Source organism: Dyadobacter pollutisoli (genome assembly GCF_026625565.1).
Taxonomy (GTDB): Bacteria; Bacteroidota; Bacteroidia; order Cytophagales; family Spirosomataceae; genus Dyadobacter; species Dyadobacter pollutisoli.
In genome coordinates this window covers 2,066,797-2,079,518 of sequence record NZ_CP112998.1, presented here as the reverse complement: position 1 = coordinate 2,079,518, position 12,722 = coordinate 2,066,797, and the positions used below count along the sequence as shown (strand labels likewise).

The window sequence follows — 12,722 nt, the reverse complement described above, 5'->3', positions numbered from 1 at the left end:
CAAACATTTGAAATGATGAAAAACAGAAACACCAAATATATCGTACTCGCATCGGTGCTGGGTGTCGCCTCCATGTATTCCTGTACCAACCTGAAAGAGGAAGTGTACTCCGAAGTACTGGCCAGCAGCTACCAGCCTACCGAGAAAGATTTGCCTGCCATTGTTGCACCGGTTTACTCCTCACTTCGCAGCCTGATGGCCGGCTGGCAGGGCTATTTTGATCTGCAAGAAGAGGCAGCTGATGCTATTATTACGCCTTCCCGGCCGAATGGATGGGATGATGCCGGTACCTATAAAAGAATGCATTACCACACCTGGACGTCGTTGCAGGACCAGCCGGCCAACACCTGGTTCAGCGCGTTCAGCAGCATTACCACTGCTAACCGGGTTATCTCTCAAATTGAAAGCGGTGAGATACCCATCACTACCGGCAAGGAAAATACAGTAGCGGAACTCAAAGCAGTGCGGGCGCTGGCATACTACCTGCTCCTCGACAACCATGGTAATGTCCCGATTGTGACCGACTTCAAAGACATTACGCTGCCTAAACAAAGTACCCGCAAGGAAGTGTACGAGTTCATTATCAAAGAACTAAACGATGCGATCCCGAACCTGAGCGAGAATGCTGCCACTACTTATGGCCAGCTAAACAGATGGGGAGCGAAGGCTTTGCTTGCTAAAATGTACCTCAATGCAGAAGTGTACACAGGCACACCGCAATGGGCTAAGGCCATAGAGACAGCCGACGAAGTGATCAAAAGTGGCAAATATGTGCTGGATGCCAACTATTCGGACATTTTCACCTGGACGAATTTCAATTCCAAAGAGATCATTTTCGCGATCCCTTACGATGAAATTTACGGAACAGGAAACATCATTCACATGAAAACGCTCGATCCGTTGAGCCGCACTGTGTACCCGATGAATGCTGGTCCATGGGGCGGAAACTGCGCTGTACCGCAGTTTATCGATACCTACGATGCTGACGACAGCCGCCTCGCCGATACCTGGATCATGGGCCCACAGAAGAATGCGACTACCGGAGCGGTGGTGATTACTTACAACAAAGCAGTACCTACCATGGAAAAAACGGCATCTTCGGATGGTTTCCGTATTGGTAAATTCAAAATCAAGCCGAATGCAACGGGTAGTCTCGACAATGACTTTCCATTGTTGCGCTACGCAGATGTGCTAATGATCAAAGCAGAAGCACTTTTAAGGACTGGAAAAGCCGATGAAGCCGCCGTGATCGTGACAGACGTGCGTAAACGTGCATTCAAGAACAACCCCGCCAAAGCGACTGTTACCGGTGCTGATCTGGCCAAGGGTAGCAAATATAATTACGGGTATCAGGCTACAGACGGCACCATTATCGAGCGTCAAGGCGGTGATGATGTCAAGTTCGGTCGCTTTTTCGACGAGTTGGGCTGGGAGTTCGCAGCAGAGGCGCACCGTCGTCAGGACATGATCCGTTTCGGGGTTTTTGGGGCAAAAAAATGGTTTAACCACCGTCCGCAAGCCGGGCAGCGTGCATTGTTCCCAATTCCACAAAGCGAGCTGGACAAAAACACCAACCTGAAACAAAACCCGGGCTACTAATTTTATCTAGTTAAATTGGTTATGTAATGCAATCTTGCTCGCTAGCACCTCATGTTTGGCGAGCAAGATTTTTTATGTATAAATTGAAAGCGATTCACAAAACTAAGAGCCATGTTCTCCAAACAAACTTACATTGAAAGACGTAAAACGCTGAAAAGCAAGGTCGGCAGTGGTCTGATCCTCTTCCTGGGCAACGACGACACCGGAATGAATTACCATGATAATGTGTATCCGTTCAGGCAGGATAGCAGTTTTTTATACTATTTCGGGCTGGACATTGCATCTATTCACGCCGTCATTGACATTGATAATGATCAGGAAATTATTTTTGGCGACGAGCTGACGATCGACGATATAGTTTGGACCGGCCCCAAAGAGCCACTGCACGAAAAAGCTGCCAAAATAGGCATTACCCAGGTGAAGCCGCTTGCTGCTATTTCCGGTTATTTGCATGATGTGGTGTCAAGAAGGCAAAATGTACATTTTCTGCCTCCCTACCGCGCTGAGCATGATTTGAAATTGCAGGAATGGCTACATATCGTACCATCACAAGCCTCGCAGCGCGCGTCCGTGACGCTGATCAAAGCAATCGTTTCCATGCGTTCCTACAAAACCGCAGAAGAGATCGCCGAGATTGAAAAAGCAGTGAACACTTCGGTAGATATGCATCTGGAATTCATGAAAATAGCCCGTCCGGGCATGACCGAAAAAGAGCTGGCCGGGAAGCTGCAAAGCATTGCCATCGGGCAAGGCGGCGACATCTCCTACCCCGTCATCCTGACAGTGAACGGAGAGATCCTGCACACGCACGCACGCGACTTAGTCATTCAGGAAGGACAGATGGGCCTTTGCGATGCCGGAGCCGAAACGGCGATGCGCTACTGCGGTGATCTCACCCGGACGATTCCGGTTGGCAAACGCTTTACGAGTATTCAAAAAGAAATGTATGAAATAGTACTTCATGCGCAAAAATCGGCCATTGAAGCCAGCAAACCTGGTGTATTGTTCAAAGACGTGCATACATTGGCCTGTATCAAATTATTGGAAGGTTTAAAACAGGTTGGCGTCGTGAAAGGCGACCCGGAAGAGGCCGTCGCAAATGATGTCCACACGCTCTTTTTCCAATGCGGCCTCGGCCACATGATGGGCATGGACGTGCATGACATGGAAAACCTGGGCGAGCAGTATGTAGGCTACACCGAAGATCTCAAAAAAGGAACGACTTTCGGCTGGAAATCGCTGCGTCTCGGCCGCGCCCTGGAACCCGGTTTCGTATTCACGGTCGAACCAGGTCTGTATCTCATCCCAACATTAATCGACCGCTGGAAAGCTGAAAACAAGCTTCCCCAATTCATAGACTACAACAAACTGGAACAGTTCCGGGACTTCACCGGCATCCGAATTGAGGATAACATTGTGATGACGGAGAATGGTAACCGGGTGTTGGGGAAGGAATTGGTGAAGGAAGTTGCGGATGTGGAGGCGCTTAGGTGAACGAGCACAATTTGCACCGTCGAGCACAATTTGCACCGTTATGATAATCCCGTAGGGATGCAATATTGCTAGCCATAGCGTAAATTGACACCCCCTTTCAAGTGCCGTAGGTACGTAACGTTACATACCTACGGCATTACCGAACACCTGTTATTTCCCTCTACTCCAACTCTCAAAAATTGCCCGCTGCAACGCACTGGGATTAACCACAGGTTTAATCTCAAACGTCCCCAAATGATTTTCCGTAGTCGTGTCAATATCCAATCCAGCATAGCCCAAATACTTTTTGTAATCCGGTTCGGCGGTAGTGTAAATGTAGCTGAACAGTTCGTCGAGAGGTTTTCCGGCTACTGATTCAATGGTTTGTCTCAGTTCCGCTTCCGTAAAACCCCGTTTCTTTTTGATATAAAAATCATTGTATAACCGCCGCATGACATCATCCAGCGACTTTTTATTGCCGGTCTCGTGACGGATCGCCAGGTCAAACAGCAACCCGACAACCGGGCCTTTCTGATAGTAGGAAATCGTTTTGTTGACTGCATCACCCGTGCGGCCAAATGGTCCGTCCGACCAGGTTTCGGCACTGGCCTGCGCTAATGTCTGAAACAAGCGCCCCGGCTTGGTTTCAACATTGGTAATGTGGTTTTTGAAAAAATCCAAAAATTTCTCCTGACTCAGCATGCCACCGGCTTTCATGATCAACGGTTCATAATATACGGTCAGCCCTTCCGAAACCCACAACATATTGGTTTTACTGCCCTTGTCGTAGTCAAACGGCCCGAGCTCCACCGGACGGATGCGTTTTACATTGTAATGATGAAAATATTCATGTGTGATAAAACCCATCATCCCGTCCCAACCCCTTGCATTGAGGAGATCGCCGCTGAAACTGATCGTGGTAGAATTCAAATGTTCGATACCACCCTGCCCCGGCCCTATCGCGATAAATGTGTAATGCTTGTAAGGAATATCACCGATCAATGCAGAAGCATTCTCCACAATTTTCTGAATGTCAGACATGAATTTCACTTTGTCGAAATTACCAAGCTTATAGCCGATAAACCGGTGCGGAATGCCCTTGACATTGAATGGAGGTAGTTCTTCCAGGTTACCGACCAACATCGGGCTATCGTAGAGCACATCAAAATCCGGCGCGACGTACGTGAATTTTGCTCCGGAAACTGAGTCCAGTCCGGTAGCAACCCGGTTCCAGTCTTTGAAAGGCTTAATGGTTATTTCCGAAGGCAGGTTCAGTTTCCCTGACACGTACATGAAGACGCTGGCTGGCGTAATATAGCCATGTGCCTCATCCAGATAGCTCGTCGCTACGAATTTTCTTTTGGTCAACACGTCGTATTCTACCCGGATCTCTTTGGCGTTTTTGATACCAACATTCCAGCCCGTTTTACCCGACCTTACCCATTTCAGCGCATTTCCTTTTTCATCTTTTGGAGAAAAACTCTGAATACCGGCGGCATAATCCATTAACTGATAATAACCTGGCGTCCAATCCGGTAACTTCAACAAAATACTATCCGATGGCTCAGGCTTGTAAGTCAAACTTACATGAAAAGTGTGGTTTGCCGGATCATCCATTGACACGGTAAATTTGACCGGATCGCTCGCCCTGGCAAAACCGTTGAGCGAAGTAACTAGCAGAAAAATGAATGTTAAGTAACGTTGAGTAAGGGTTGCCATCGGCTTTTATTTAAAATCGTAAAACTTCCATTTCGTTTTAAAGTCAGGTTTCAGGGATTGGTTGGTCAATGTCGCCCTCACCATTTCAATCGGCATGTTATTTTCCTTCATCACTGTGTCGTGGAACTGCTTAAAAGACATTTTGCCGGAGTCAACCAATTCCTTTTTCAAACTAAACAATTGCAGGCCTCCGATTAGGTACGCAACCTGGTACAATGGGCTGTAATTACCTTCAAATGACCTCCTTACCTCACCTTCCGCATTCGCTCTTTCGTGCCCAACCCTGTCGACGAGGAAGTCGATGCATTCCTGTGGCGTCCATTTACCCAAATGATAATTCAGCGAGAAAATGATCCGCGCACAGCGGTGCATGCGCCAGAAAAGCATCCCAATTCTTTCCTCCGGCGTTTTGGCAAAACCTTTGTCGTAAAGCAACAATTCCCAGTACAGTGCCCAGCCCTCAGTCCAGAAAGGTGTCCTGAAATCATTCCGGTACGATTTGTAGCGGCTGCTCATATAATACTGCAAATGGTGCCCCGGTACCAGTTCGTGATGCACGGTCGATCTTGAAAAATAGGGATTATTACCCCGCATACTCATCAATTTGTCCTCATGCGCCATCGTGTTGGTCGGGTAGGAAATGATAATATCGCGGCCGCCTAGAAAAAACGGGTTCACCAGCTGTCGCTCCGGGCTCATCATTTGCATTCCCCAGGTTTCGTCGGCGATCTCGGGGTAATCGAGCAGGTTATTTTTTAGGATAAATTCTTTGGCATCATTGTACAGCTTCATGATCAGCTCCGGCTGCGAACCGGCCTTTACATAGCTGTTTTTAACCTTTTCCTGGGCTTTCTTCCATTCTTTTCCAAAACCCATTTCAGCCGAGGCTTTCAACAATTCCCTGTCACACCAGGCAAACTCCTTATTCGCGAGCTCGATCAGTTCGTCGGGCGTGTAGCTGATCATTTCGGTGCCCAGCTGCCTGATCAGCTCGTCCCGGCCAATCGGAACGCCCTTGATGCCGCTAACATCATCTTTTTGTGTGGTATTCAGCTTGCCTTTTCCTTTAATGATCTTGGCATAGGCCAGCAATGTGCTATCCAGCGTTTTGTAAGGTTTGGGAACCCACCAGGTAAACAATGGATCATAACCATTGTAAAACTCGTATGTACCTTTCAGTCGCGCTTCAATTCCGTTCACCGCTTCTTCTCCAAGCGTGGCAAGCGGCATATCAATGGATTCCAGTTTTTTGAATGCCTCCGCGGAAGCTTTCACTTCCTTCAAAACATCATTCAGATCACCCGCCACTTTCTGCCCGTCGAGCGTAGCCCCACGGCGGCGGCTTTTTTCCAGGTCATAAATCTTGCCTGCAAATGGAATGTATTTTTCAATTTGCGCGTATTCTTTTTCCTCCTGCGACAATGTAAGAACATGATCGTCGATGTTTCTTTTGAGCAAAATATAATCCACCTTGCCATAAATACTCATCGCATTGAAATCCATTCCCGCCAGCTTTTTCAGATAGTTTTGGTCAATGTCATTCAATCTTTTGCGCTGTTCCGGTGAATTCAGCACATTAGCCGGAGATGCAAAGCCACGACCGCCGCTAGCCATAGGCGAGTAAAACCCACGCACAGCCCGAATATCCTGCGCATACCGGATCACCAATCCCGCCGTCTCACTGGTTTGTTCGTATAGGTTGAATTTGTCTTTGGAGGACTGAGCAAATGCAGTGGCATTTGCGAGGAAGGTTAGGAGAAAGATGGAAAAAAGTCTCATAATAGGGTCAGAATTTGAAAAAACCCGGCGCATGCCGGGTTAGTTATATCGTTCAGGATCGTAAAGTCTAATGTCGGCAGACAGTGTTGTTCTGTCGGCAAGCTCGGCTACCATCTTTCCGGTAGCAGGCCCGAGACTGATCCCCATCATGCCGTGCCCACCGGCGACAATCAGGTTTTTAAGTTTTTTGCTATAACCAAGATATGGCAGCCCGTCCGGCGAACAAGGCCTGAACCCGTACCATATTTTGTCGGTCTGTGGTACTTCCACCTGCAATTCGGGGTAGTACTGCGGAATGGAATTCACGATCCCCTCCACCCTGTTCATATTGATCTTATTGTTCAATGCGGCCAGTTCCATCGTTCCGCCGAAGCGTACCTGCCCGTTCATAGGCGTCACCGCTACCCGTGCTTCGATCAGCAAGGCAGGGTGCACGATCGGGTGTGCTGAATTTGGCTCCATAAACGAGTAACCTTTGCCAGGCATCACCGGAATGGAAAGTCCCGCCAGTTTGGAAAGCTGTGGCAGCCACGAGCCTCCCGTCATGATCACCAGATCGCCGGAAATCGTACCATTACTCGTTTCCACCGATTTGATCTCACCGGCCTGAATGTTGTAACCTGTTACTTCCGAGCCTGTTATCACTTCCGCGCCCTGTTTTTTAATATATTTCAAAAGCTGCGAAACCAATGCATACGGATACAAATGCGCATCGCAATGGTAATGTACTGCTCCTTTTACATCCAGTTTCACGCCCGGTTCCAGCGCCTGTACCTGCTCTTTCGTGAGCATTTCGACATCCAGACCGAGTTTCTGAGCGTCTTTTCCTACATGGATTTCCTCCTCGCCGGCTTTCTCCGTTTTGTAAAGCATCAGGATGCCTTTTTTCTCCAAGCCAAAGTCAAAACTTTCTTCCTTGGCCAGATCTTCATAAAGCTGCTTGCTCAACAAATGGTAGTCTCTCAGGTAAGGCGCAGCGCGTTCGACATTGGCTTGCGTGGCGCTTTTCATAAATTTGAGGCCCCATGAAATCAATGAAAAATCCAGCGAAGGTTTTACATAAAATGGGCTGCGACTGTTGAACATCCATTTAATGCCTTTCGAAACCATTCCCGGAGCCGCCAATGGAATGAAATGGCTCGGAACGATCATTCCAGCATTACCATGCGAGCAGTTGTGCGACAGGTCACTTTTATCGATCAGCGTCACTTTCCACCCGCTTTTGAGCAGGTAGTAAGCCGACGCCAATCCCATAATTCCCCCGCCAATGATGATGGCCTTACCTTTATTAGAATTCATTTTTGTATTCAATGACTATCAACGTCAGGACATTAAGCTACTGTTTCGTCTGCGGCAAGGTCCAGATATTCCGGCAACACCGGCTGTGTTTCGATCGCTTTATTGATGATGCTCAGTACACTTTCTCTTTCTGCCCCTTTCAGCACCAGGCGCGGCGCACGCACATATTCCGAGCCTATGCCCATCTGAGCAGCAGCCAGTTTAATATTCTGAACCAATTTTGGATGAATGTCCAGTTCCAGCAAAGGCAGGTACCAGCGATAAATGGCCAAAGCTTCCTTATAATAACCCGCTTTGACAAGATTGAAAATCGCAACGGTTTCTTTCGGAAAAGCGTCCACCAGGCCCCCCACAACGCCGTCAGCACCCAGCATTACTTCTTCCATGATCAATGTATCCACACCGCAGAATACTTTGAAACGATCACCAAACTTGTTGAAGATCCGGGTCACATTGCTCACATCGCGCGTCGATTCTTTGATCGCATGAATGTTAGGAACTTTGGCCAGCTCTTCAAACATGGCAAGCGTTACTTCAATTTTATAATCTACCGGATTGTTGTAGATCATCAATGGCAGCGCAGTACTGTTCGCGATGGTAGTGAAATAAGCCACTGTTTCATCGTCATCAGCCTTGTACCGCATTGGAGGCAGCACCATCAGCCCGTCCGCACCGATCGACTCCGCTTCTTTTGCAATGCTCACTGCTTCGGCAGTAGATTGCTCAGCGATACATAGTACCACAGGCATTCCCGCCGGTAGCGCCTTTTTCGCCGATTTCACCAATTCATACTTCTCAGTTTTGGACAACGTACTGGCTTCGCCCAACGATCCGGCCACGATCACACCGCTAATGCCGGCTTTCACCTGCGCATTCAGGTTTTTGACAAACAGGTCGAAATCAATGGTATCCTCAGCTGTAAACGGTGTCAAAAGCGCGGGGAAAATGCCCTGCCATAGTTCCTTGTTCATATATGGTTTTCTATTAAGATAAAATTTCCATTTGGTTTATCAAAAGTAGTGCAACGATAGACAAGAAACATTTCACGTTTTAATCAATAATATACAGATATTAACATGAATATAACAATGGGGGATAAATCGGGTGAAAATGGGTTGGTAGCAGGTTATCTTGACGTAGCTGCATACCTGAACGCCATCGAAAGCCCCGCTGCGGGCTTTCGATGGCGTTCACTAATTTAGTTGTCTCTTATTTACTCCGATCTTAATGAGGTGACAGGATTGGCCAGCGCCGCTTTAAGTGACTGATAAATAACGGTTAGCCAGCATATCAGTAAAGTGAGCGCGCAAGCTGCCAGGAACACCCAGGCATTCATATCCGTTTTGTAAGTAAAACTTTGCAGCCACTTGTCCATCGAAAAGTACGCGATCGGGATGGCAATGGGGAACGAAAACAAAACCAGCTTCGTAAAATCCTTCGAAAGCAGCAGTACCACGCTCGTTACCGAGCCACCCAAAACCTTTCTCACGCCGATTTCTTTGACCCGCTGTTCGGTAGTAAATGTTGCCAGACCAAACAATCCCAAACAGGCGATCAGAATCGTCAGTGCTGAGAAAGCGGTGAAAATCTGCCCGCGGAGCTCGTCGGCACGGTAAGCGGATTGAAAATCCTGGTCCAGAAACCGGTACTCGAACAAACGGCTCGGGTAAATTTCCTGCCATTTCTGTCCAATATAGGCCAGCGTCTCCTTTGTATTTTGGGTTTTGATCTTCACATGCATCACGCCATTCGCACGGCGATAGATCATAATTAGCGGCTCGATCGGGTTATAGAGCGATTGCTGGTGAAAATCCCGCACCACACCCACCACCTCTGCTGTCGGAGGCGGATTTTTGCCGTCGGCGGGAACAGTACCCAGCATGATTTTTTTACCGATCGGGTTTTTCCAGTTCATTCGCTTCACCACGGCCTCATTAATCAGCACACCGTTTGTAGTATCTGCGGGGAATTCCTCAGAAAAATCGCGGCCCTGGACTATTTTCATGCCCATTGTTTTGACATAGTCATGATCGATCTGCGTAGGCTTGAATGCCATTTCTTTCATCCCGGTGCTGGATTCGACCGTAAAAATAACACGTCCGCCGATGTTGCTGACAGGTGACGAAGCGGACGCAACGCTCTGGATATTGGGATTATCCATCAGAGATTTCCGTAGCGCATTATAGCTGGCTTGCGATTGTCTATCCTGATAATCAATCGTCAGAACCTGGTCGCGATCGTAGCCCATGTCCTTATTGCGCATATAATTGAGCTGCTGGTAAACGATCCAGGTGCAGATCAGCATCACCATTGAAATAGAGAACTGGGTCACTACCAGTGCCTTTCTGAAAAAACTTCCGCCACGTGCTTTAAACGATCCTTTCAGTACTGCCGCGGGCTCGAAGGCCGACAAATAAAATGCCGGGTAACTGCCACTTACGAGACCAGTAAAGGCCACAATAGCTACACCGATTAGCATAAATTTCGGAGTCAACAATGCCAGGTAACCAATCTCTTTCCCCGAAACCTGATTAAAAAATGGCAGCAGGGCGGCGACCAGGATCAAACTGGAAAGCAGCGAGATCAGTGTAAGCAGAACCGATTCGGTCAGAAATTGAGCCACCAATGCCCCTTTTAATGAACCCATTACCTTTCTCAAGCCTACCTCTTTCGCACGTCTGGCCGACTGTGCGGTGGCCAGGTTCATGTAGTTAATGCTGGCGATGAGCAGCATGAAAAACGCGATCGCACTGAATGTGTAGACGTAACCGATATCGCCATTGGTTTCACCGTCAAATTTGGAATAAAGGTGAATGCTCGTCAGCGGCTGCAGCTGATAGGTAATGTGAATGCCCATGCGCTTAAAAATGCTGGACATATATTTGTCATAAAGTCCGGGAAAACCTGCTTCCAGTTTCTTTACATCGGCATTTTTCGAAAGCAGCAAATAACTGTTGATATAAAAACCACCCCAGCCATCAGCATTCCGCTGATTTCCGTCAAGGGACATCAATGCATTAAATGTAAAGTGTGAGTTTTTCGGAACATCCTGGATCACACCCGTAACCTTATACGCAGTGGTATCGTCGGTACGCAGAATCTGGCCGAGCGCATCATGGTCACCAAAAAACCTTTTTGCTACTTTTTCAGTCAGTACTACGCTTCTGGGTGACGCTAATGCGAGTTTCGGATCACCTTCGAGAAATTTATAAGTAAAAACGTCGAAGACTGTCGAGTCTGTCGAATACACGTCCTCTTCGTAAAAGCGGCGCTCACCAAGGCGGAACATCGTGCGGCCCCTGCCAAAAAAACGCGTGTAACTCTCTACAAATGGGTAATCCTGTTTCAATGTCTTAACCAGCGGAGGCTGTGTGCTGGTCCATTTGTTGATCTTGTCCGGCTCCGTGATGTACGAAACGATCCTGTAAATCCGCGAAGCTTTTTCATGATAACGGTCATAACTCAACTCGTCGGACACATACAGAAACAGCAGCATGCCACATGTGACACCAATTGTGAGACCAAGAATGTTGATCAGGCTGTAAAATTTGTCTTTAACAAGGTTGCGGAATGCCAGTACCAGATAGTTTTTCAGCATGGGAATCAGTTTTAAGGGTTAGAAGTTGACAGCAACTATTATGCCTTGTGATAACTACCAAACTGACAATAGGTTACAAAAAAAATTAACTTTTTTTCGTTCGAAATCGGACACTTTTCGTGCGGTAGCGAACATTGCCCGGAGACTGATACTGACCACATAAGAGTGTACAATGAACCCGGGTACCGGGTTCATTGTACACTCTTAACCTAACTCTTCCAGCACTTTTTCCAGCAATGCCTTGGTCTGCCGGATACCTTCATCATTGGTTGGTTTGGTCATATCGCCGCCCATATCGCGCATAAGCCCTCCCTCGTATTCAATGCCCACAATGCCGCCAGTCCAGCCCGATGCTTTGATAATATTGAAGATCTTGATAAAATCTGTTTCCGGATCATTGCCTTTGTCGTCAAACCGGTGGGTTTTCGCGCTGATCCCCCGGGCATAAGGCATCATTTTCTTCACACCCTCGTACCGGTCATGCTCTTTAACGCACGTCGTCGCCATAATTCCTTTGAGATCCATTGTCGCAGGCTTGCTTCTTTCTGCACAGAAATTGCCAAAATCGGGAAGCAGGCCTTTATTTTTGGCCGGAAGCTGCTTCATCACGCCTACCAGCCAGTCAGGGTCGGTGGAAACGCCAAAATGGTTCTCCACAATCACATTCATCCCAGCTTTCCCTGCATATTCCAGTAGCTTTCCGTAGCCGTCCACAGCCGCCGTCGCCAGCTGCTCGGGAGTGCCTTCCTCTTTTTTTCCCGACAACATCGCCATCGCATCGCCCAGGTTCACGCGGATAGCAGTACAGCCCAGAAATTTGGCAGCATCCACCCACGGATAGTGGCTTTCCACTGCTTTTTGCCGGGCAGCAGCAGCAAGGGCCGTCAGGTTTTCACCATCCACCATGATCAGGTGGTTTTTCATGCCCAGATCGTCGCACCGTTTTTTCAATTCGCTCAGGTAAGTCTGGTCGGTATGCTTATTATTAAAAAAACCAGATACATATTCCAGAATGCTAATGTCATAGTCATTTTTAGCCCTTGCAGGGAAATCCATATTGGTCATTTTCCCGCCGTACAGCTCGGAAGCAAAGGAAAATTCAGCCAGTGAAATGTCAAATGTGAACTTGGCGGCGGTGTTGCGGGCCATCAACGAGTCCATGGAGGCCAGACTAAGCCCCGCAGTTGCCAACCCGAGCTGATTGATAAATTGACGACGGTTCGTATTCATGAGATGTTTATTTTAAAACTGGATG

At 47.9% G+C, this 12,722-nt stretch carries 9 protein-coding genes; 3 read left to right on the top strand and 6 right to left on the bottom strand.

Going from position 1 to position 12,722, the window contains the following annotated elements:
* Positions 1-12: 12 nt before the first annotated feature.
* Positions 13-1,599 carry a RagB/SusD family nutrient uptake outer membrane protein gene (locus ON006_RS08585; RefSeq protein WP_244818887.1) on the top strand — a complete coding sequence of 529 codons (1,587 nt, stop codon included), beginning with the start codon at positions 13-15 and terminating at the stop codon, positions 1,597-1,599.
* Positions 1,600-1,710: 111 nt separating this feature from the next.
* Positions 1,711-3,093 carry an aminopeptidase P family protein gene (locus ON006_RS08580; protein WP_244818888.1) on the top strand — a complete coding sequence of 461 codons (1,383 nt, stop codon included), beginning with the start codon at positions 1,711-1,713 and terminating at the stop codon, positions 3,091-3,093.
* A gap of 150 nt (positions 3,094-3,243) precedes the next feature.
* Here the strand turns inward: ON006_RS08580 and ON006_RS08575 are convergent, their stop codons facing one another.
* The 4 genes from ON006_RS08575 to ON006_RS08560 are packed head-to-tail and all read right to left on the bottom strand — an operon-like array spanning position 3,244 to position 8,840.
* Entirely contained in the window at positions 3,244-4,791 is a 1,548-nt protein-coding gene (locus ON006_RS08575) for a M61 family metallopeptidase (protein ID WP_244818889.1), read from the bottom strand.
* A gap of 6 nt (positions 4,792-4,797) precedes the next feature.
* On the bottom strand, positions 4,798-6,570 hold the full coding sequence (locus tag ON006_RS08570; protein ID WP_244818890.1) for a DUF885 family protein: 1,773 nt from the start codon (positions 6,568-6,570) through the stop codon (positions 4,798-4,800).
* Between the two features lie 39 nt (positions 6,571-6,609).
* On the bottom strand, positions 6,610-7,869 hold the full coding sequence (locus ON006_RS08565) for an NAD(P)/FAD-dependent oxidoreductase (RefSeq protein WP_244818891.1): 1,260 nt from the start codon (positions 7,867-7,869) through the stop codon (positions 6,610-6,612).
* Positions 7,870-7,901: 32 nt separating this feature from the next.
* Positions 7,902-8,840, bottom strand: a complete 939-nt coding sequence (locus ON006_RS08560) for a dihydrodipicolinate synthase family protein (RefSeq protein ID WP_244818892.1) — start codon at positions 8,838-8,840, stop codon at positions 7,902-7,904.
* Positions 8,841-8,945: 105 nt separating this feature from the next.
* On the opposite strand from ON006_RS08560, the gene ON006_RS08555 reads away from it, so the two are divergent.
* Positions 8,946-9,071, top strand: coding sequence for a hypothetical protein (locus ON006_RS08555; RefSeq protein WP_255772811.1), 126 nt, complete (start codon positions 8,946-8,948; stop codon positions 9,069-9,071).
* Positions 9,072-9,082: 11 nt separating this feature from the next.
* On the opposite strand, the gene ON006_RS08550 is transcribed toward ON006_RS08555, so the two are convergent.
* The gene (locus tag ON006_RS08550; protein ID WP_244818893.1) at positions 9,083-11,467 is read right to left on the bottom strand and encodes an ABC transporter permease; all 2,385 of its coding nucleotides are present in this window, start codon (positions 11,465-11,467) and stop codon (positions 9,083-9,085) included.
* Between the two features lie 204 nt (positions 11,468-11,671).
* Positions 11,672-12,697 (bottom strand): sugar phosphate isomerase/epimerase family protein, encoded by a 1,026-nt coding sequence (locus tag ON006_RS08545; RefSeq protein WP_244818894.1) that lies wholly within the window; start codon positions 12,695-12,697, stop codon positions 11,672-11,674.
* Between the last annotated feature and the right edge of the window lie 25 nt (positions 12,698-12,722).